The organism is Actinomycetospora chibensis, assembly GCF_028737215.1.
Lineage (GTDB): Bacteria > Actinomycetota > Actinomycetes > Mycobacteriales > Pseudonocardiaceae > Actinomycetospora > Actinomycetospora chibensis.
This window is the reverse complement of record NZ_JAQZAM010000010.1, coordinates 165,389-186,342: the sequence shown is the minus strand read 5'-3', so window position 1 is coordinate 186,342 and position 20,954 is coordinate 165,389. Positions and strand designations below refer to the sequence as shown.

Here is a 20,954-nt window from a genome sequence, read left to right as displayed (position 1 = left end):
CTTCGCCAGGTCACCCCGAGAGACGCGAAGGGCACCTCCAGCCGCAGAGAGCGGCCGAAGGTGCCCTTCGCGCAGGACGAGCCTCAGCCGGCGGTCACCGGCGTGGCGGCGACCGGGTCGTCGGACACCGCGAACGTCAGCTCGCCGTCGGCCACGTCGACCGTGACCGTCTGCCCGCCGTGCAGCTCCTCGGAGAGCAGCATCGCCGAGAGCCGGTTGCCGACCTGGCGCTGGATGGTCCGGCGCAGCGGCCGGGCCCCGAACTCGGGCTGGAAGCCCAGCTCGGCCAGCCGGTCGACGGCGGCCTCGGTGACCGCGATGCCGACGTCCATGGCGGACAGGCGCTCGCGGGTCTCGTCGAGCAGCAGGTCGGTGATCCGGCGCAGCTGCGCGGCGTCGAGGCGCTTGAAGACGATGACCTCGTCGATCCGGTTGAGGAACTCCGGCCGGAACGACTCGCGCAGCCGCGGCATGAGCCGCTCCTGCAACGACTGGTCCGCACTCTGGTTCGACGGGGCGAACCCGAGCGCCTGCGTGTTCGTGGTGATCAGTTCCGAGCCCACGTTGCTGGTCATGATCAGCACCGTGTTGCGGAAGTCGACCGTGCGGCCCTGCGAGTCGGTCAGCCGCCCGTCGTCCAGCACCTGCAGCAGCGTGTTGAAGACGTCGGGGTGGGCCTTCTCCATCTCGTCGAGCAGGACCACCGAGTACGGCCGACGGCGGACCTCCTCGGTGAGCTGGCCGGCCTCGCCGTACCCGACGTAGCCGGGGGGCGACCCGACGAGCCGCGAGACGGTGTGCCGCTCGGAGAACTCGCTCATGTCGACGCGGACCATGCGGTCCTCGTCGCCGAACATCTGCGCGGCCAGGGCCTTGGCCAGCTCGGTCTTGCCGACGCCGGTCGGGCCGAGGAACAGGAAGCTGCCGATCGGACGGTCGGGGTCACCCAGACCCGCCCGCGAGCGACGCACGGCCTCGGCGATCGCCGCGACGGCGTCGTCCTGGCCGACCACACGCTCGTGCAGCTGCTCCTCGAGCGCGAGCAGACGGTCCCGCTCGGTCTCGGTCAGCTGGCTGACCGGGATGCCGGTCGAGCGCGAGACGACCTCGGCGATGTCGGAGACGGTCACCTCGAGCACCCCGACCTGACCGGACGCCCGGTCGGTGCGGGCGAGCTCGAGCTGCGACTGGGCCTCCGCGATCTCGTCGCGCAGGGCGCCGGCCCGCTCGTAGTCCTCGTCCGCCACGGCCTGGTCCTTGTCGCGCTGCAGCGACTCGAGCTTGCGCTCGAGCTCCCGCGAGTCGGTGTGCGGACCCTTGGCCCGCAGTCGTTTGCGCGCACCCGACTGGTCGACCAGGTCGATCGCCTTGTCGGGCAGGAACCGGTCGGTGACGTAGCGCTCGGACAGCTCCGCCGCCGCGGTCAGCGCCTCGTCGGTGAACCGCACCTGGTGGTGCGCCTCGTACCGGTCACGGAGCCCGTGCAGGATCGCGATCGTGTCCGCGACCGACGGCTCGGGGATCATCACCGGCTGGAACCGCCGCTCGAGCGCCGCGTCCTTCTCGATGGACTGGCGGTACTCGTCGAGCGTGGTGGCGCCGACGATGTGCAGCTCGCCGCGGGCCAGGGCCGGCTTCAGGATGTTGCCGGCGTCCATGCCGCCCTCGGACGAGCCACCCGCGCCGACGACGCCGTGGATCTCGTCGATGAAGACGATCAGCTCGTCGGAGTGCTCGCGGATCTCGGTGACCACCTTGGTCATCCGCTCCTCGAAGTCGCCGCGGTAGCGCGTGCCGGCGACCATGCCCGACAGGTCGAGCTGGACGATCCGCTTGCCCTCGAGCTGCTCGGGGACGTCCCCCGCGACGATGCGCTGGGCGATGCCCTCGACCACGGCGGTCTTGCCGACGCCGGCCTCACCGATCAGTACCGGGTTGTTCTTGGTGCGGCGCGACAGGACCTCGAGGGTCTGGTCGACCTCGTCCTCGCGGCCCACCACCGGGTCCAGCTCACCGGCCCGCGCCTTCGCGGTCAGGTCGACGCCGAACTGGTCGAGGGTCGGGGTGCTGGAGTCGGCGTTGTCGCCGCCACCGGGGCCACCCTGGCCGCTGCTCGGGCGCTGACCACCGGACGCGGCGGAGCGCTGCAGCGACTGCGGGGTGACGCCCTGGGCGCCGAGCGCGCGGCCCACGGGGCTGTCGTTGTTCGCGGCCAGCGCGAGCACGATGTGCTCGGGGCCGATGTAGCTGGAGCCCAACGCGCGGGAGATCTGGTGCGCGTCGAGCAGGGTGCGCTTGGCCGTCGGCGTCAACGACGGCGGCTCGGTGCGGGCCTCGCCGCGCGGCAGCTGCTCGTCGGCGGTGCGGGCCAGGGCCTCGGGGTCGGCGCCCGCGCCGGAGAGCAGCTGGCGCAGTGGCGGCACCTGGGTGACGACGAGCAGCAGGTGCCACGCGTCGAGGTCGGTGTTGCCCCGCTCGGCGGCCTGCTGCGCGGCCGCGCCGACGAGCTGGCGGGCCGGCTCGGTCATGAGCTGGGTGATGTCGATGCGCTGGACACCTCGGGGGGACGACCCGCCCAGGAAGGAGGCGAGGAAGTCGTCGAACGGGCCGGACCCGGCGCCACCGGGCCCGAAGGCGCTGGTCATGAAGCTCCTCAGTGGGGGTCCACGCCGGCTGGGCGCCGGCACTGTCCCTCTCAGCGATCGGGGGGAACGATTCATTCCTGAGTCAGGTCGACTCATGTCACACCCGAGAGGGTGAGCGGACCCGGCTCAAGCCCGGGGCTACCCGCGTCACGGCATCGACACGCGTGGGACGGGCATCCTGGCTTCCATGAGCCGCTCGACCACTGCAGGGACCGTGACCGCCCGCGAGGTCCACCTCGTCCGCCGACCCTCGGGCTTCCCCGAGCCCGACGACTTCGCATTCGTCGACCGCGAGCTCCCCGAGCCGGGCGAGGGCGAGGTCCTCGTCGCCAATCACCACTTCTCCGTCGACCCCTACATGCGCGGTCGCATGAACGACGTCCCCTCGTACGTGGCGCCGTTCCGGCTGAACGAGGCCATGGACGGGCGCTCGGTCGGCGAGGTCGTCGCGAGCCGCAGCAACGACCCCGATGGCCCAGCCGTCGGCGACCTCGTGACGGCCAACCTCGCGTGGCGCACCCACGGCGTCGTGCCCGCGAAGCAGGTGCAGAAGGTCTCGGCGCCCGACGGCGTCAGCCCGTCGGCGTTCCTCGGCGTGCTCGGCGCGCCCGGCCTCACCGCCTGGGTCGGCCTGCTGGACAAGGCGGCGTTCCGTGAGGGCGACTCGGTGTTCGTCTCGGGCGCCGCCGGCGCCGTCGGCAGCCTCGTCGGGCAGCTCGCGAAGCTCAAGGGTGCCTCGCGCGTCGTGGGAAGCGCCGGCAGCGCCGAGAAGGTGGCCTGGCTGACCGGCGAGCTGGGCTACGACGCGGCGTTCAACTACAAGGACGGATCGGTCACCGACCAGCTCCGCGAGGCCATGCCCGACGGCGTCGACGTGTACTTCGACAACGTCGGCGCCGACCACCTCGAGGCCGCCATCGCGTGCGCCAACGACTTCGCCCGCGTCGCCGCCTGCGGAGCGATCGCGCACTACAACGACACGGACGAGAACCCGACCCCCGGGCCGGCCAACCTCTTCCAGATCGTCAAGAAGCGCCTGTCGATCCAGGGATTCATCGTCACCGACTCGATCGACCGCATGCGGCCGTTCCTCGAGGAGGTCACCCCGTGGGTGGCCGAGGGCCGCGTGAAGTTCGCGGAGACCACCGTCGAGGGCATCGACCGGGCCGTCGAGGCCTTCCGCGGCATGCTCCGCGGCGAGAACACCGGAAAGATGATCGTCAAGGTGTGAGGAGCCGGAGGCCCACGCGAGCGATGTGGGTCGTCCCGACGACCCACATCACTCACGTGCGCGGCAGCGCCTCGTTTCGAGCCGGAACATGGTCGGGCAGCCCGACCCATGCGCGCATTGACTTGGCAGGGCCAGCACGACGTCCGGGTGGAGACCGTCCCGGACCCGACGATCCAGGCGCCGACCGACGCCATCATCAAGGTCACGAGCACCGCGATCTGCGGCTCGGACCTGCACCTCTACGAGGTCCTCGGACCGTTCCTCGACGCCGGCGACATCCTCGGCCACGAGCCGATGGGGATCGTCGAGGAGGTCGGCTCGGAGACCGGCGACCTGAAGGTCGGAGACCGCGTCGTCGTCCCGTTCAACATCTCCTGCGGGCACTGCTGGATGTGCGAGCGCCAGTGGTTCTCGCAGTGCGAGACCACCCAGAACCGTGACCAGGGGATGGGCGCCTCGCTGTTCGGCTTCACGAAGCTCTACGGCCAGGTCCCGGGCGGCCAGGCCGAGTACCTGCGGGTGCCGCAGGCGCAGTTCGGGCCGATCACGGTGCCGGAGGGCCCGGCCGACGAGCGCTTCCTCTACCTCTCCGACGTGCTGCCCACCGCGTGGCAGGCCGTGGAGTACGCGCGCATCCCCGAGGGCGGGAGCGTCGCGGTGTTCGGCCTCGGGCCGATCGGGCAGATGGCCGCGCGGATCGCCCGCTACCGCGGCGCCCGGGTCATCGCCGTCGACAGCGTCCCCGAGCGCAACGCGATGGCGCGCCGCCACGGCGTCGAGGTCGTGGACTCGAACACCGTCGACGACGTCACCACGGCGATCCGGGACCTCACCGACGGGCGCGGCACCGACTCCGCGATCGACGCGGTGGGCATGGAGGCCCACGGCGGCTCGGCGATCCCGCAGATCGCGCAGAAGGTGGTCGGCAAGCTCCCGGACGCCATCGCCGCGCCGCTGCTGCAGGTGGCGGGCGTCGACCGGACCGCGGCGCTCGTCGGGTGCGTCGACGCCGTGCGCCGCGCCGGCGTCGTGTCGCTCTCCGGGGTCTACGGCGGCACCGCCGACCCGATCAACATGCTGAAGATCTTCGACAAGGGCATCAGCCTGCAGATGGGCCAGGCCCACGTGAAGCGCTGGGTCCCGGAGATCCTGCCGCTGCTCACCGACGAGGACCCGCTCGGCGTCCACGACCTCGAGACCCACCGGCTCCCGCTCGAGTCGGCGGCCCACGGGTACGAGATCTTCCAGAAGAAGCAGGACGAGTGCATCAAGGTCGTCCTGGCGCCGTGACCGAGTCCTCGCTCTACTTCGTCGGGACAGCGACGACGGTGCTGCGGTGCGGGGGGTTCACGTCCTCACGGATCCGAACTTCCTGCACCGTGGATCCAACACAGCACGCCGATAGGGCGCGTATCTGGGCAAGGGGCTGACGTCGAAGCGCCTCACCGAGCCCGCGTGCACCCCGGCCGAGCTGCCCGCGCTCGACGGCATCGTCCTGTCGCACCTGCACGGCGACCACTGGGACCGCGTGGCCCGGCGGTCCCTCGACCGGTCGCTGCCGGTGGTGACGACGCCCGCCGCGTCCCGCACGCTGCAGTCGCGCCAGGGCTTCCGGCGGGCGCTCGGGCTGCGGACGTGGGAGTCGCACACGCTCGTCCGGCCCGACGGGGCGACGCTCGAGGTGACGGCGTTGCCGGGGCAGCACGCGCCGGGCCCGCTCCGGCGGGTGCTGCCGCCGGTGATGGGGAGCCTGCTGGAGTTCCGGTCGCCGGCGGGCGAGACCCTGCGCCGCGTCTACCTCTCGGGCGACACGCTGCCGTTCGACGGCATCCGCCGGATTCGCGAGCACATCGGTGAGGTCGATCGCGCCGTCCTGCACCTCGGCGGGACGACGCTGCCCGGCGGCATCGTCGTGACGATGGACGGGCGGATGGGTGCCGACGTGCTGGAGACGGTGGCGCCCCGGCGGGCGACCCCGATCCACGTCGACGACTACGACCGCTTCCGCTCGCCGCTCTCGGCGTTCACCGCCGAGGTCGAGCGGCGCGGCTGGGCCGAGCGCGTCGACTACGTGGAGCGCGGGGGGACGATCTCGCTCTGAGCCATGCGCGCCGCGATCTCGGCGGGCATGCCCGGCCCGGGACGCGCGTGCACCTCGTCGGCGTCGTGGAGGACGCCGCACGTGCCGCACACCAGGCGCGGGGTGACGTCGTCCCCGCACCCGGTGTGCGTGTAGTGCACGGGCGGTCCGTCGGGGGCGAGCCATCGGTCCCCCCAGGCCGTGAGGGCGACGACGACGGTGGCGAGCTCCCGGCCCTGCTCGGTGAGCAGGTACTCGGGGCCGTTCACGTCAGTGCGCTCCATGATCCCCGCCTCGACGAACCCCTCGAGGCGGCCGGCGAGGACGTTGGTCGCGATCCCCAGCGAGCGGAAGTCGCCGAAGCGCCGGGCGCCGGCGTAGAGCGCCTTGCGCACGATCAGCAGGCTCCAGCGCTCGCCGACGAGCTCCAGCGCCCGCGCGGCCGAGCACACCTCGCGGTCGTACGTCTTCCCGAGCACGGCACCACTCTAGGGAGCCCTGCTTGCATCACGCCACCGAGCGGGTTCAGCCCTCGCGCAGCGTCAGCAGGAGGTGGTCCTTGCCCTTCGGGCTCACGAGCTTGGCGTCCCAGCCCCCGTCGGCCTCCGCGGTGTGGAGATGGACCGTCGAGGGCGCGCGCACCGGCGCCTTGAACACGACGTCGACCGTGAACGCCGGGCCGTGGCGGCCGGCGAGCGCGGCGAGGACGCGGGCCTTGGTCCACATCCCGTGGGCGATGGTGCCCGGCATCCCGAACGCCTTGGCCGCGAGGCCGTTGACGTGGATCGGGTTCACGTCGCCCGAGACGGCGGCGTAGCGCCGGCCGATGTCGGAGGGGATCCGCCACACCGCATGCGGGAGCCGGCCCACGTGCGGGTCGGGCTCCGGCGGCGCCGAGGGCTCGGCGTCGGGCGCGGGCGCCCCGCGCACGAAGTACGTGCTCCGCGAGCCCCAGATCTCGACCTCGTCGGCGTCGATCACCGCGGTGACGAGGTCGACCTGCGCGCCCTTGGGGTGCGCGGCCAGGTGGTCGGCGTGCACGGCGACGCGCAGGGGCTCGCCGACCTCCGGCGGACGCTGCTGGGTGATCACGTTGCGCAGGTGCACCATGCCCGGCGCGGGCAGGGGGAACTCGCGGTCGGTCATCAGCCGCATCTGCAGCGGGAACGCCAGCATGTGCGGGTAGGTCGGCGGTACGACGCCGCCGACGGAGAACCCGCAGACGTGGTTGTAGTCGGCCACCGTGTCGGCGTCGATGCGCACGCCGGGCAGGTCGAGGCGGCGGTCGGGCAGCGTGGAGCCGCCCGAGCGCGCCGTCAGCAGCGCCCGTCCGTAGAGCACGCCCAGGGTCGGTGGGCCGTCGAGCGTCTCGATGGTCACGTCAGGCCCCCAGGAAGTTCTGGCCGTCGACGCGCAGGACCTGGCCGTTGACGGCGTACGAGGCGCCCTGGGCGAACCAGGCGATCGTCTCGGCGACGTCCACCGGCAGCCCGCCCTGGGTCATCGACGACAGGCGCCGCCCGGCCTCGCGCGTGCCGACGGGCATGGCCTTGGTCATCGCGGTCTCGATGAAGCCCGGCGCGACGGCGTTGATCGTCGCGTCCTTCTCGGCGAGCAGCGGGGCGGTCGCGTCGACCATCCCGATGACGCCGGCCTTCGAGGCGCCGTAGCTGGTCTGGCCGCGGTTGCCCGCGATCCCCGCCATCGACGAGACCGTGACGATGCGCCCGCCGCGGTGGAACACCTCGGAGCCGAGCAGCGCGTCGTTGATCGCGAGCTGCGCGTTGAGGTTGACGTCGATGACCGAGTTCCAGCGGTCGCGGTCCTGGTTGGCCAGTAGCTTGTCGCGGGTGATGCCGGCGTTGTGCACGACGATGTCCAGCCCGCCGTGACGCTGGGCGTGCTCGAGCAGCGTGGCCGGCGCGTGGTCCGCGGTGATGTCCAGCTGCAGCGCGGTCCCGCCGATGTCGTTGGCCGTGTGCGCCAGGGCGTCGCCCGCCGACGGCACGTCGACGCAGATGACGGTGGCGCCGTCGCGGCGCAGCGTCGAGGCGACGGTGGCGCCGATGCCGCGCGCGGCACCGGTGACCACCGCGGTCCGCCCGGCGAGCGGCTTGTCCCAGTCGACACCCTGACTCGAGCCCGAGAAGCCCGGGACGGTGCCTACGTCGAGACGCTGCCCGTGCACGAACGCCGAGCGCGACGACAGGAAGAAGCGCAGCGTCGACTCGAGGTCGTTCTCCGCACCGTCCGCGACGTGCACGAGGTTCACCGTCGCGCCGTAGCGGGCCTCCTTGCCGGCCGAGCGCACGAGGCCCTCGAGGGCCCGGCGGGCGGCCCGGACCGCGGGCGAGCCGGCCTCGGCGGGCACGTCGCCGATCACGAGGATGCGGCCCGAGGGACCGATCCGGCGCATGACCGGGGTGAGGAAGGCCTGGACCTCGGCGAGGTCGGCCGGCGACGCGAGGCCGGTCGCGTCGACGATCCCCGCGGCGACCTTCGAGGTCGAGCTGCCCCCGCCGACGGCGGCGTTCGGGTCGTCGTGGACCTCGACGCCCAGGTCGGTGAGCAGCGAGCGCACGACCTTGGCGACGCGGCCGTCGGCGGTCGCGGTGCCCAGCAGCGCCGGACCCGACAGCAGCGGCTGGCCGGGCTCGTAGCGACGTAGCTGCGGCACCGGCGGGAGCCCGACGGAACCGGCGATCGACTTGCCGAATCCGGAGTTGACGAAGTCGGAGTACCAGTCGTTGGACATCTGCTCAGTAGCTCCTTGGTCCTAGGCCTCGAGGATGGCGACGACGCCCTGGCCACCGGCCGCGCAGATCGAGATCAGGCCGCGCACGGTGCCGGATCCCCCCTGCGTCGACTTCTCGTGCAGCAGCTTCGCCAGGGTCGGGACGATGCGGGCGCCGGTGGCCGCGAAGGGGTGGCCGGTGGCCAGCGACGAGCCCGCGACGTTGAGCTTGGCGCGGTCGAAGCTGCCCAGCGGCTCGTCGAGCCCCAGGCGCTCCTTGCAGAAGATCGGGTCCTCCCACGCGGCGAACGTGGCGAGGATCGTCGAGGCGAACGCCTCGTGGAACTCGTAGAAGTCGAAGTCCTGCAGCGTGAGGCCGTTCCGCTCGAGCATCCGCGGCACGGCGTAGGTCGGGGCCATGAGCAGGCCCTCGTCGCCGTGGACGTAGTCGACCGCAGCGGTCTCGGCGTCGACGACGTGCGCGAGGACCGGCAGGTTGCGCTCGGCGGCCCACTCGTCGCTGGCCAGCAGCACCGTGGCGGCGCCGTCGGTCAGCGGGGTGGAGTTGGCCGCGGTCATCGTGGCCTCGGTGTCCGGGTAGCCGGCGGGCTTGAACACCGGCTTGAGCTTGGCGAGGCCCTCGAGCGTCGAGTCGGCGCGCAGGTTGTTGTCGCGCGTGAGACCGAGGTAGGGGGTCATGAGGTCGTCGAAGAACCCGCGCTCGTAGGCGGCGGCGAGGTTCTGGTGGCTCGCGACCGTGATCTCGTCCTGTGCGGTGCGGCTGATGCCCCACGCGGCGGCGGTCTGGGCGGCGTGCTCGCCCATCGCCATGCCGGTGCGCGGCTCGCGGTTCGCCGGGATCTCGGGGACGATCTGGCCGGGACGCAGCCCGGCGAGCGCCCTGAGCACGCCTGCGGTCGACTTCGCGCGGTTCGCGGCCAGCAGGACGCGGCGCAGCTCGTCGTTGACCTCGATCGGGGCGTCGCTCGTGGTGTCGACGCCGGCGGCGACGCCGCTCTCGATCTGCCCGAGGGCGATCTTGTTGGCGACGAGCACCGTCGTCTGCAGGCTCGTGCCGCACGCCTGCTGGACGTCGTAGGTCGGCGTCGCGGCCGAGAGACGGCTGCCGAGCACGGACTCGCGGGTGAGGTTGAAGTCCCGGCTGTGCTTCAGGACCGCACCGGAGACGACCTCGCCGAGGCGCTCGCCGGCGAGCCCGAACCGGGCCACGAGGCCGTCGAGGGCCGAGGTGAGCATGTCCTGGTTGGAGGCCCGCGCGTAGGCGCCGTTGGACCGGGCGAAGGGGATGCGGTTGGCGCCGACGATCGCCGCACGGCGGGGGAGCGTCGGTCGGGACGGTGCGGAAGGCACTGTTCCTCCCAGTTCAGCTGGAGTCTGCAGGGGCGGTCACGGGCACGCGACATGCGCCGTGCCGACGGAGTTACCCGAAAGTATCAGGTACCGTCGGTAACGTGAGCCGTCGTTCCACGCATCACTCCGACGCGGGTGTCGGTGGCGCGCGCGACAGCGAGCGCGAGTCCGGCACCCGGCCTCGCCGCGACCGCCGGTCCAGCCGGTGGGACGAGCACCGCCGCGCCCGGCGTCACGAGCTCACCGCCGCCACGATCGTGGCCATCCGCGAGCACGGCGCCGAGGTGGGGATGAGCCAGGTGGCCGCGCAGGCGCGTACCAGCAAGACCGTCGTCTACCGGCATTTCGCCGACAAGAACGACCTCTACCTCGCCGTCTGCGACCGCGTGGCGGCCACGCTGGTCGGGCAGCTCCAGACGGCCATGCGCGAGGCGTCGGACGACCCCCGCCGCACGCTGGTCTCCGGCATCGACGCCTACCTGGGGCTCATCGCCGCCGACCCCGAGGTCTACCGCTACGTCATGCGGCCTCCGAAGCTCGACCGGCCGGAGAGCGAAGACCCCGTCAGCGACCTCTGCACGGTCATCGGCGACCACATCGCAGAGATCATCTCGACCGAACTGCGCCGTCAGAACCGCGATCCCTCGCCCGCCCAGACGTGGGGCCACGCCCTCGTGGGCATGGTCCGCGCTGCGGGCGACCAGTGGCTGGCCACCCGCCCCGACCTCGAGCGCGAGGAACTGGCCGGGCAGCTGGCGGACCTCGCCTGGTCGGGGCTCTCGCGCACTGTGACGCCCGCTGCGGCGTCGTCCGCGTCCTGACGGGGCACACCCGGATCACGAACCGCTCCCCCGGAGGGACCCCGTGAGTAGCCCGTCCAGTCGCACCTCCCCCGACGACGTCACCGCGGCCACCGTCGCCGCCGTCCGGCGCACCCTCGACGGACGCTGGCACACCGTGCGCGACGAGATCCGCGACCGGCCCGACTTCGCCGAGCTGCGCGTGGACCCCGGCCTCGACGTCGAGAGCTACCGCGCGGAGATCTGGGCGATGCTCCGGCGCCTCGCCGACGACGGCCACGCGGTGCACGGTTTCCCCACCGCCGTGGGTGGGCGCGGGGACATCGGCGCTTCCGTCGTCTCGTTCGAGATGCTGGCGTTCGCCGACCTGTCGCTGCAGGTCAAGAGCGGGGTGCAGTGGGGTCTGTTCGGGGGCGCGATCCAGGCCCTCGGCAACGCCGAGCAGCACGCGCGCTTCCTGCCCGGCGTCATGGACCTCTCGCTCCCGGGCTGCTTCGCGATGACCGAGACCGGCCACGGCTCGGACGTCCAGTCGGTGCACACCACGGCGACCTACGACGCCGACACCGGCGAGTTCGTCGTCGACACCCCGACCGAGTCGGCGCGCAAGGACTACATCGGCAACGCCGCCCGCGACGGGCGGATGGCGGCGGTGTTCGTGCAGCTCTACACGGGCGGGCCCGGAGAGGAACCACAGCGCCACGGCGTGCACGCGGTCCTCGTCCCCCTGCGCGACGACGACGGCGCGGTGCTGCACGGCGTCGAGATCACCGACGACGGGCACAAGCAGGGGCTCAACGGCGTCGACAACGGCCGGCTGGCGTTCCACGGCGTGCGCGTGCCGCGCGAGAACCTCCTCGACCGCTACGGCGCCGTCGCCGAGGACGGCACGTACTCGAGCTCGATCGAGAGCGAGAACCGCCGCTTCTTCACGATGCTCGGCGCGCTCGTCCGCGGTCGCGTGAGCGTCTCGGGCAGTGCGGTGGGCGCCGCGTCGCTGGCCCAGACCATCGCCGTGCGCTACGGCGAGGCGCGGCGGCAGTTCGCGGCGCCGGGCAGCGAGGAGGAGATCACCGTCCTCGACTACCTGGCCCACCAGCGCAAGCTGCTGCCGGGCCTGGCGCGCACCTACGCGCTGCGGTTCGCGCAGAACGAGCTCGTCGAGATGCTCCACGACATCCAGACCACCCGGGAGGCGGGCGGGGACGTCGACGAGAAGCGTCAGCGCGAGCTCGAGTCGCGCGCCGCCGGGACGAAGGCGCTCACGACCTGGCACGCCACGGCCACCATCCAGGCCTGTCGCGAGGCGTGCGGCGGGCAGGGCTACCTGTCGGAGAACCGGCTGGGCGCGCTGCGCGCCGACACCGACGTCTTCACGACGTTCGAGGGCGACAACACCGTCCTGCTCCAGCTCGTCGCGAAGGGCCTCATCTCGGGATACGCCGACGACTTCGGGAACCTCGACACCCTGGGCACTGTGCGCTTCGTCGCCGACCAGGTGCTCGACACCGTCGCCGAGCGCACCTCGCTGCGCCAGCTCGCCGAGCGCCTGCGTGCCGTGGCGCCGGGTCGCGACGAGGACGACGTGCTCGACCGGTCCTGGCAGGTCAAGTTGCTCGACGACCGCGAGGAGCACACGCTCGACGGCCTCGTGCGCCGCCTGCGTCCCGCGCGCGACAAGAGCCTGTCGGCGGAGCGGCAGTTCGCGATCTTCAACAACGCGCAGGACCACCTCCTGCGCGCGGCGCGCAGCCACCTCGACGGCCTGGTGCTCGACGCCTTCGTGCGCGGTGTCGAGGCCGCCGTCGACCCGTCCGCGCGGGCCCTGCTGGGCAAGGTGTGCGACCTCTACGCGCTGTCGGCCATCGAGGAGGACAAGGGCTGGTTCCTCGAGCACGGGCGGATCTCGGCCGCGCGGGCCAAGACCGTGACCGCCGAGGTCAACCGCCTCTGCCAGGAGCTGCGGCCCCACGCCCGCGCGCTCGTCGACGCCTTCGGCATCCCGGAGAGCTGGATCGGCGCGCCCATCGCGACCGGCGCCGAGCAGCGCCGCCAGGACGAGGCCCGCGCCCACGCGGCGTCGCTGCACTGACGGGGTACCGGCCTGGCGGCCATCCTGACGGTCGGGTACAGCACGCCGATAGGGTCAGGAAAGCCCCCCTCTCGGTGGCTCTCCGCGCCGTGGAGTCCAGGGATAACGGGTACCGGTGGCACGATGACCAGCCCGGCCGTCGGCCGGAGCTTCGAGGTGCGAGAGGACGTTCGACGTGACCACTCCGGGCGACGGCTACGGCCAGCAGGGGCAACAGGGCTGGCAGCAGTCCTACGGAGACCAGGGCGGCAACCCGCCGGGCTGGGGGCAGCCGGCCACGCCGCCCAAGCCCCGCAACGGCATGGGGACCGCGGCGCTGGTGTTCGGCATCCTCGCGCTGCTGTCGATCGTCATCGTCTGGGTGCCGTTCCTGGGCATCGTCACGATCATCCTGGCGCTCCTGGCCGTCATCCTCGGCTCCGTCGGCCGGGGCCGGGTCAAGTCGCTGCAGGCCACGAACGGCGGCGCGGCCATGACCGGGCTGGTGCTGGGCGTGATCATGCTGATCATCGGCATCATCACCCAGATCCTGGTGATCTTCTTCGCCGTCGCGTTCCTCAACTTCGGCGGGGCGAACTCGCTGCAGCAGCTGCAGGACTGCGTCACCAACGCCAACAACCAGCCGAACCCGGCCGCGGTCCAGCAGGCCTACGAGCAGTGCGGTCAGCAGTTCGGCCAGCAGCTGCCGGGCACCCAGCCGGAGGCCCCGGAGGCCCCGGAGGGCGAGGGCGGCTGATCCCGCCCCGCGACGACGACGGCCCCCGCACCCTGATGGGTGCGGGGGCCGCCGTACGTCAGGTGTCCGGACCGGGCGATGAGCCGCCTCGCGGCGCGCGGCACAGCAGGGCTTCAGCCGAACGATCGTCCCTGGAGGCCTTCTTAAATGAGACCCGGGGGCACATGGCGCCCGGCCCGGACGTCTCATTGAACCGCATGACGGGGCCGCGTGTTCCCGGGCGGGGGTCGGAATCGTCGGTGCCCGATCGGCCTGAGACCGATCGAGAGGGGGGTCCTGACCCTATCGGCGTGCTGTATCGGTCAGCGTGGCCCCCGGGCGTGCAGGTCAGCGGGGGAGGACGGCGAGGGCGTCGGTCACGGCGCGCAGGGGGTCGGCGGAGGGGCTGTTGACGACGGTGAGGTCCTCGTCACGCCCGCGCCGGACCATGGTCGTCGAGCCCCCGCCGTCGAGGGCCGCGGCGACGGGCGCGCCGAGGTCGGTGAGCAGGCGTCCGAGCTCGGCGAGGGTGGTGCCGACGCTCGCGTCCTGACGCCCGTCGACGGTGACGAGCCACAGCCGCCGCCCGTCCGCCGACAGTCCGACCGCGGTGCGGGGTGCGCGCTCGGTGGCCTGCAGGCCCGGCAGGGGACGGCCGGCGCGCGCGAGCGGCAGGGCCCCGACGGCGACATGCAGCGGCGGGGCGCCGACGGCGTCGAAGCGGTAGTCGACGGCGACCCGGGTGCCGACGGGCAGCGCGCGCAGCGACGCCGCGCCCCGTTCGCGTCCGACGAGGGCGAGCGTCCCGGCGGGCAGGCGGCCCTCGCCGGGCGGTCCCACCGCGGTGACCCGCCCGCCGGCCACCCGGACCTCGAGCGTGTCGGCGCTGCACCCGGCGCGCGGGTCGGTGTCGGAGCCGCAGGTCGCCGCCTCGCGGGACGCCTCGCCCCACGCCGGGTCGAACACCCCGACGCCGTCCACCGGCACGGCGTAGCCGTCGAGGCCCGCCAGCGGCACCGTCCGGCGTCCCGCGACGAGCCGGCCCCGGAACTGCACGCGCGCGAGGTGCGCGCGCCCGGTGCGGTCGATGCCGACCACCGAGTCGGCGTCCTCCCCGGGCGGCACCGGCGGGGCGGGTCGCCGACCCGCGGGCACCCCGGAGCTGCGCGGCGCCCCGGCGACGATCTCCGCGCCGAGCGGGGCGCCGCTGCCGCCCTCGTCGAAGAAACCGCCGTTGACCGCCGCGACCGCCCCCGCGCGCCCGGCGAGCTCGGGCACCGTCGCCACGGCCGCCACCGTCGGCGGGGTCAGCAGGTCGACGCGGACGGCGGGCGAGGTCAGGTCCACCTCGACGACGTCGCCCCGGATCGGGCCGCCCCGCGGGTCGGGCAGGGTCGTCGTGAACTCGCGGTACGACGTGCCGGGAAGGTTCGGCGCGCCGCGCGGGGCGAGGAGCTGGTCGAGGACCCGCCCGTCCGGGGGCGGCGGCGTGGGCGCGGCGCCCCCGAGGGCCAGCGTCCCGGCGAGGGCGAGGGCGAGGGCGAGCGCGGACCAGCGAGGGCCCACACGCACCTCCGGGTCCGTCGGTCGACCCGGGGGACCCTGGTGGGACGGACGATCATGCCGGGGCCCGACACCCCGACCCACCTCGTTCTCCGCCCGTCCGTGTGAGACGGCACGAATCCGGACATCGGCGTCGTTACCGCTCGCGGGTCGGTATCGTCACACCGGGGAACCGACCGACCACCGCGTCCGTTGGCGAACGCGACACCCCGAGCACGACGACGGCGATGGCAAGGAGCAGGCGTGACGGTCCCGTTCTGGGCATGGGCAGCCACGATCGGCGGGATCATCGTGCTCGTCGGTATCGACATCTGGCACGCGCGATCCCCGCACGAGGTCAGCTTCCGCGAGGCGACGCTCTGGTCGGTCATCTACGTCGCGGTCGCCGTCGCCTTCGGCGTGATCCTGCTGTTCACCATGGGCACGCAGTCGGGCACCGAGTACTTCGCCGGCTATCTGGTCGAGAAGAGCCTCTCGGTCGACAACCTGTTCATCTTCGCGGTGATCCTCGGGCAGTTCGCCGTACCCAAGCGCCACCAGCAGAAGGTGCTGCTCTGGGGTGTCATCGGCGCGCTGGTGATGCGCGCGATCTTCATCGCCATCGGCGCCGCGGTGATCTCCGCCTTCGCGTTCGTCTTCGTCATCTTCGGCCTGTTCCTGATGTACACGGCGTGGACGCTGATCAGGCAGCACGGTCAGGAACCGAAGGACATGCACGACAACCGCGCGGTCAAGGTGGTCCGCCGGTTCGTCACCGTGCACGAGGAGCAGGGCGACCACGAGGGCGAGTCCGACGACGGCCGGCTCACCTCGCGGGTCAACGGCAAGTGGGGCGTCACGCCGCTGTTCATCGTCGTCGCGGTGATCCTGTCGGTGGACCTCGTGTTCGCCCTCGACTCGATCCCCGCGATCTTCGGGATCACCCAGAACTCGTACATCGTCTTCACGGCGAACGCGTTCGCGCTGCTGGGCCTGCGGGCGCTGTACTTCCTGCTGGTCGGCCTGCTCGACCGGCTCGTGCACCTGAGCTACGGGCTGGCGTTCATCCTGGCCTTCATCGGCGTCAAGCTGATCCTGCTGTACCTGCACGAGGACGTGAACCCGGCGATCCCGGAGATCCCCACCTGGCTGTCGCTGGTGGTCATCGTCGCCACGCTCGCCGTGGTCACCGTCACCAGCCTGATGTCCACGCGGAACGCGACGACGGAGTCGGCCGACGACGGCGGGGACGACGACTCCCCGGCCGTCACCGAGGGCGAGGGATCCGCGGGCAGCCAGAGCCGCGAGGACGGCCAGAGGACGACGACCGACGCCGAGCAGACGGGCTCGCGCTCGCAGTCCTAGGCTCTCCGGCGTGGTGGCCGACCGGGACCGGGACGAGGCGGGACGCGCGAAGAACTCGCGACCCCGCGACGCCAGCGGTCGCCCGCTGCCCCGCGGCGCGACGGGCGTGCCCCGGCCCGACGAGGAGGAGGACCTCCCGCCGGACGAGGTGTTCGCCCGTGCGCAGGACCTACTCGACCGGGACCGGCCGTTCGACGCCCACGACGTGCTCGAGGGCGCCTGGAAGGCCGCGCCACCCGACGAGCGGATGCTCTGGAAGGGCCTGGCCCAGCTCGCCGTGGGCCTGACCCACGAGCAGCGGGGCAACCCGCGCGGGGCGACGTCGCTGCTCCGGCGGGGCGCGGAGACCGTCGCGGAGGCCCCGGCGGCGGCCGCTCGCCACGGCGTCGACCCCACGGCCCTCGCGGGATGGGCCGCCGCCCGTGAGGTCTCCGGCCCCCTCGCCCCGGGGCTCGTGCTGCGGCAGCGCTGACCGTTTCGGGCCGCCCGTCGACCGGGGACCCGAGAGGTGAGCACATCGCACACCCTCGAGGAGGACACCCGGAATGGCCGGCGCACTGGACGGACTGCGGGTCGCGATCATCGCGACGGACGGCGTGGAGCAGGCGGAGCTCGAGCAGCCCCGCGCTGCGGTCGACGAGGCGGGCGCGCGCAGCACGCTCGTCTCGCTCTCCACCGACGCGATCCAGGCGATGAACTCGGACATCAACAAGGGCGACACGTTCACCCCGGACGCGGCGATCTCCGACGTCTCGGCCGACGACTTCGACGCGCTCGTCCTGCCCGGCGGGACGATCAACGCCGACCAGCTGCGGCAGAGCGGCGACGTCGTGTCGTTCGTGCAGGCGATCTTCGCGGCGGGCAAGCCGGTCGGCGCCATCTGCCACGCGCCGTGGACGCTGGTCGAGGCCGACCTCGTGCGCGGCCGCACGCTGACGTCGTATCCGAGCCTGCGCACCGACATCCGCAACGCCGGCGGCGAGGCCGTCGACGAGGAGGTCGTGGTCGACCGCGGCCTCGTGACCAGCCGGACCCCCGACGACCTCGACGCCTTCTGCGCGAAGATCGTCGAGGAGTTCGGCGAGGGCGCGCACAGCGTCCGCCACGCGGGGGCCACCGCCCAGGCATGATGCCCGCGTGACCGACCGTCCCGGGCTGTTCGACCCCGTGCTCGCGCGCGGGGACACCCGGGCGGCGGTCGCCGACGACGCCTGGGTCGCCGCCCTGCTCGAGGTCGAGGCCGCGCTCGCCGCGGCCGCGGCCGATGTGGGCACGCTCGACCGCGAGGACGCCGACGCCATCGCCGAGGCGTGTCGTAGCCCCGTCGACGCGAGCGCTCTCGGCGAGCAGGCCGCCGCGTCCGGGAATCCCGTGGTGCCGCTGGTCGCCCACCTGCGGGGGGCGTTGAGCGACGCGGCGGCCTCCGGGGTCCACCGTGGCGCCACGAGCCAGGACGTCATGGACACCGCCGCGATGCTGGTGGCGCGTGCGGCGATCGGCGCGATCACGGCCGACCTCCGCACCGCCGCCGACGCAGCCGCCGGTCTCGCTGTGGCACACCGCGACCGTCCCGCCGCCGGCCGCACGCTGCTGCAGCAGGCGGCCCCCATCACGTTCGGGCTCCGGGCGGCGGGGTGGTGCTCGGGGCTGGACGCCGCCGCCGACGCGCTCGCCGCCTGGCGGCCCGCGGTCCAGCTCGGCGGCGCCGTCGGCACCCTCGCCGCGTTCGACGGCCACGGCCGGGGCGTGCGCGCCGCGCTGGCCCGCCGGCTCGGCCTCGTCGACCCCCCGCTCGCCTGGCACACGGAGCGCGGGCGGATCGCCGAGCTCGCGGGCCTGCTCGGCCGCGCAGGTGCCGCGGTCGGCTCGGTCGCCACCGACCTCGTGCTGCTGGCCCAGACCGAGGTCGGCGAGGTGCGCGAGGACGTCCCGGGCCGCGGCGGGTCCTCGACGCTTCCGCACAAGCGCAACCCCGTCGCCGCCGTGTCCGCGCGGGCAGCCGCCCTCGCCGCGCCGGGCCTCGTCGCCTCCGTGCTCACCGCTGCGTCGCTGCACGAGCACGAGCGCGCCGCCGGACCCTGGCACGCCGAGTGGCGCCCGCTCACCGAGCTGCTGCGCACCGTCGGGTCCGGGGCGGCCTGGCTCGCCGACGCGGTGACGCACCTCGTCGTCGACCCGGACCGCGTCGCCGCCTCCCTCGACGTCACCGGCGGACTCCTGCTCGCCGAGCAGGCGACCACCGGCCTGCGCGAGCGGCTCGGGCACGCCGCCGCCAAGGACCTCGTCTCCGCGGCGGCGAGCACCGCCCAGGACGAGCACCGGCCCTTCGCCGACGTGCTGGCCGAGGCCCTCGCCGGTCTCGAGAACCCGCCCGCCGACCCCGCCGCCGAGGTGCGCGCGCTGCTCGACCCGGCCCGCGCCGTGGGCGAGGCCGCTGCACTCGTCGACGACCTGCTCCGATCGCGGAACCCGCAGCATCCAGACGAGCACGCCGATAGGGGAGCTCGACCCAGGAACACCGAGGAGACTCCGTGAGCCCGCACCCCTCCACCGAGCACTGGGACCCCGCCGGCGAGGAGGTGCGCCGCGCGGTCCTCGGCGACGCCCACGTCGATCGTGCCGTCGCGAACACCGACGACGTCACCGCCGACTTCCAGGACTTCATCACCCGCTACGCCTGGGGCGGTATCTGGACGCGGCCCGGGCTCGCCCGCCGGGAGCGAAGCATCGTCACGCTCTCGGTGCTCGCGGCCCTGCACCACGACGGCGAGCTCGCGATGCACGTGCGCGCGGCCCGACGCAACGGCCTGACCCGCGAGGAGATCCAGGAGGTCCTCCTGCAGGTCGGCGTGTACGCCGGGGTCCCCGCGGCCAACCGGGCGTTCGGCGTCGCGCAGCAGGTGCTGGCGGAGGAGGAGTCGGACGGCTGAGGTGCGCCGCGCCCGGCCCCGGTGACCGCTACTACCGTGGTCGGCGCAGTACCGTCACGGGCACCTGCGGCGAGGGCGGGCGACGGCGACGACGAGCGGGGGCCGATGGAGCGCGCGGGAACGGGTCCGGCGACGTGTCCGGCGAGGGGGCCGGCGCGGCGGGGGCCCCGACGCGGGCACCTGGCGCTCGCGGGCGCGGCCACCGGGCTCGCCATGCTGCTGAGCGCCTGCTCGTCCAGCCTGCCCAGCGGCACCCCGCCGATCCCGACGTTCCCCGGCCCCGGCGCGGCCCCGGCGACGAGCGCACCGCCGCCGCGCAACAGCATCCTGCCGACCGACTGCGACCAGGTGCTGCCGTCCGACCAGGTGCCGAACTACCTCGGCCTGCCGCTCGGCACCGTGCGCGTCACCGACCTGCGCGACGTCCCCGCGCCCTCGGTCGGGCGCCTCGAGCGAGTCACGTGCAACTACACCTCGCTCGGCGGCCCCGGCGCGCCGCCGTCGAACACCCTCATCCTCAAGGTCCTGACCAGCGGTTACACGACTCCCGAGGCCGCGAGCGCGCAGTCGCGGGTCAACCGTGACGCCCAGGCCAGCTCCGGCGTGCCGGCCCAGCCGGTGCCCTTCGGCGCCGCCGAGGCGGTGTTCTACCCCGACCCCGAAGGCCCGGTGCTGGTCGTCGTCTACGGCCGGGTGACGGCCAGCTTCACGCTCACGCCCGACCGCCCGATCCCGGAGGACCAGGCCCAGCCGGTGCTCGTCGACCTCGCGCTCCGCGCCCTGCCCGTCCTCGTGCCGCAGGCCGGGTCCTAGGGGGCCGGGGCTCCCGCGGCGTCGACCGTCCCGCGGATCGAGGCGAGGAAGGTGTCGAGCCGGACGCGCAGCCCGGCGACGCGCTCGTCCACCGGGTGGCTGAGATCGGGCGCGACGCCCGGCGTCGCCTTCTCGAGGCGCGTCGTCGCGGGGCAGGCGAGGTCGTCGCAGATGTAGGTGCCGACGGTGTTGCCGTCCCGCCCGGAGGCACCCGCGCGCGGCGCGGTGAAGAGCGTGACGTCGCCGCCCGAGCGGGTGGTGCGGCACAGCGCGCACATCGCCGTGCGCCGCGGCCCGCCGCCCGCGGCCGGCCGCAGGAGCACGCCGGTGACCGCGCCCTCGTGGAGGCTCACGACGTACGCCCGCTGCGGCATGCGCGGGTCGCGCCAGCCGACGAACTCGACGTCGGTGAGGTCGGTGTCGACGACGTCGTCGGCGAGCGTCATCCGCTTCGCGTCGCCCTTCGAGCAGTTGATCATCGAGCGGCGCGCGGCGTCGGCGGTCAGGGCGGTCACGGGCGGCCTTCCGGGGTGGGCATGCGGCGTACCCCGGGCACGGTACGAGGACGTCACACCGCGGGGCTCGACGATGCGTGCCTATAGTTGACCAAACCTAACGGTCAGACGGCGGAGGCCA

19 protein-coding genes are annotated in these 20,954 nt (G+C 73.4%); 12 read left to right on the top strand and 7 right to left on the bottom strand.

All coding sequences use genetic code 11. The annotated features are described in order from the left end of the window. Window positions 1-83: 83 nt before the first annotated feature. A complete protein-coding gene (locus tag PH189_RS17110; RefSeq protein WP_274190012.1) occupies window positions 84-2,645 on the bottom strand; it encodes an ATP-dependent Clp protease ATP-binding subunit in 2,562 nt (853 codons plus the stop codon). Window positions 2,646-2,832: 187 nt separating this feature from the next. Between PH189_RS17110 and PH189_RS17105 the strand changes: the two genes are divergently transcribed. The 3 genes from PH189_RS17105 to PH189_RS17095 all read left to right on the top strand — a co-directional run bounded on the left by PH189_RS17105 (window position 2,833) and on the right by PH189_RS17095 (window position 5,977). Beyond that, on the top strand, window positions 2,833-3,876 hold the full coding sequence (locus tag PH189_RS17105) for an NADP-dependent oxidoreductase (RefSeq protein ID WP_274190011.1): 1,044 nt from the start codon (window positions 2,833-2,835) through the stop codon (window positions 3,874-3,876). A gap of 108 nt (window positions 3,877-3,984) precedes the next feature. After that, window positions 3,985-5,166: a zinc-dependent alcohol dehydrogenase gene (locus PH189_RS17100; protein WP_274190010.1), complete on the top strand. Its 1,182-nt coding sequence runs from the start codon at window positions 3,985-3,987 to the stop codon at window positions 5,164-5,166. A 124-nt stretch (window positions 5,167-5,290) separates the two neighbouring features. Continuing rightward, on the top strand, window positions 5,291-5,977 hold the full coding sequence (locus PH189_RS17095; RefSeq protein ID WP_337994167.1) for an MBL fold metallo-hydrolase: 687 nt from the start codon (window positions 5,291-5,293) through the stop codon (window positions 5,975-5,977). On the opposite strand, the gene PH189_RS17090 is transcribed toward PH189_RS17095, so the two are convergent. From PH189_RS17090 to PH189_RS17075, 4 genes are read right to left on the bottom strand one after another with little or no spacing between them, the layout of a single operon-like run. After that, window positions 5,944-6,435 (bottom strand): winged helix-turn-helix transcriptional regulator, encoded by a 492-nt coding sequence (locus PH189_RS17090; RefSeq protein ID WP_274190009.1) that lies wholly within the window; start codon window positions 6,433-6,435, stop codon window positions 5,944-5,946. The genes PH189_RS17095 and PH189_RS17090 overlap by 34 nt on opposite strands. A 46-nt stretch (window positions 6,436-6,481) precedes the next feature. After that, window positions 6,482-7,336, bottom strand: a complete 855-nt coding sequence (locus PH189_RS17085) for a MaoC family dehydratase (protein ID WP_274190008.1) — start codon at window positions 7,334-7,336, stop codon at window positions 6,482-6,484. 1 nt (window position 7,337) lies between these two features. Beyond that, complete coding sequence (locus PH189_RS17080) at window positions 7,338-8,711, bottom strand: 3-oxoacyl-ACP reductase (RefSeq protein ID WP_274190007.1); 1,374 nt, start codon at window positions 8,709-8,711, stop codon at window positions 7,338-7,340. Between the two features lie 21 nt (window positions 8,712-8,732). Then, window positions 8,733-10,061 carry an acetyl-CoA C-acetyltransferase gene (locus PH189_RS17075; protein WP_274190006.1) on the bottom strand — a complete coding sequence of 443 codons (1,329 nt, stop codon included), beginning with the start codon at window positions 10,059-10,061 and terminating at the stop codon, window positions 8,733-8,735. Window positions 10,062-10,162: 101 nt separating this feature from the next. Between PH189_RS17075 and PH189_RS17070 the strand changes: the two genes are divergently transcribed. From PH189_RS17070 to PH189_RS17060, 3 genes are all read left to right on the top strand, one after another. Further along, window positions 10,163-10,882, top strand: coding sequence for a TetR/AcrR family transcriptional regulator (locus PH189_RS17070; RefSeq protein ID WP_274190005.1), 720 nt, complete (start codon window positions 10,163-10,165; stop codon window positions 10,880-10,882). Between the two features lie 43 nt (window positions 10,883-10,925). Beyond that, a complete protein-coding gene (locus PH189_RS17065) occupies window positions 10,926-12,953 on the top strand; it encodes an acyl-CoA dehydrogenase family protein (protein ID WP_274190004.1) in 2,028 nt (675 codons plus the stop codon). Window positions 12,954-13,128: 175 nt separating this feature from the next. After that, entirely contained in the window at window positions 13,129-13,689 is a 561-nt protein-coding gene (locus PH189_RS17060) for a DUF4190 domain-containing protein (RefSeq protein WP_274190003.1), read from the top strand. A 327-nt stretch (window positions 13,690-14,016) separates the two neighbouring features. On the opposite strand, the gene PH189_RS17055 is transcribed toward PH189_RS17060, so the two are convergent. Continuing rightward, window positions 14,017-15,234, bottom strand: a complete 1,218-nt coding sequence (locus PH189_RS17055; RefSeq protein WP_274190002.1) for a phosphodiester glycosidase family protein — start codon at window positions 15,232-15,234, stop codon at window positions 14,017-14,019. A 240-nt stretch (window positions 15,235-15,474) separates the two neighbouring features. Here PH189_RS17055 and PH189_RS17050 point away from each other — a divergent pair, with 240 nt between their 5' ends. The 6 genes from PH189_RS17050 (at window position 15,475) to PH189_RS17025 (ending at window position 20,318) form a co-directional block, all read left to right on the top strand. Continuing rightward, entirely contained in the window at window positions 15,475-16,575 is a 1,101-nt protein-coding gene (locus PH189_RS17050; RefSeq protein WP_274190001.1) for a TerC family protein, read from the top strand. Between the two features lie 10 nt (window positions 16,576-16,585). Continuing rightward, on the top strand, window positions 16,586-17,047 hold the full coding sequence (locus PH189_RS17045) for a DUF309 domain-containing protein (protein ID WP_337994165.1): 462 nt from the start codon (window positions 16,586-16,588) through the stop codon (window positions 17,045-17,047). Window positions 17,048-17,120: 73 nt separating this feature from the next. Then, window positions 17,121-17,705: a type 1 glutamine amidotransferase domain-containing protein gene (locus tag PH189_RS17040; RefSeq protein WP_274190000.1), complete on the top strand. Its 585-nt coding sequence runs from the start codon at window positions 17,121-17,123 to the stop codon at window positions 17,703-17,705. Between the two features lie 7 nt (window positions 17,706-17,712). Beyond that, window positions 17,713-19,110 carry a lyase family protein gene (locus tag PH189_RS17035; protein ID WP_274189999.1) on the top strand — a complete coding sequence of 466 codons (1,398 nt, stop codon included), beginning with the start codon at window positions 17,713-17,715 and terminating at the stop codon, window positions 19,108-19,110. Further along, window positions 19,107-19,505 carry a 4-carboxymuconolactone decarboxylase gene (gene pcaC, locus PH189_RS17030; RefSeq protein WP_274189998.1) on the top strand — a complete coding sequence of 133 codons (399 nt, stop codon included), beginning with the start codon at window positions 19,107-19,109 and terminating at the stop codon, window positions 19,503-19,505. Before PH189_RS17035 ends, pcaC begins: the two co-directional genes overlap by 4 nt. A gap of 213 nt (window positions 19,506-19,718) precedes the next feature. Further along, window positions 19,719-20,318 (top strand): hypothetical protein, encoded by a 600-nt coding sequence (locus PH189_RS17025; RefSeq protein ID WP_274189997.1) that lies wholly within the window; start codon window positions 19,719-19,721, stop codon window positions 20,316-20,318. Here PH189_RS17025 and PH189_RS17020 read toward each other — a convergent pair. Further along, entirely contained in the window at window positions 20,315-20,833 is a 519-nt protein-coding gene (locus PH189_RS17020) for an FBP domain-containing protein (protein WP_274189996.1), read from the bottom strand. The two genes, PH189_RS17025 and PH189_RS17020, sit on opposite strands and share 4 nt — an antisense overlap. Window positions 20,834-20,954 lie beyond the last annotated feature (121 nt).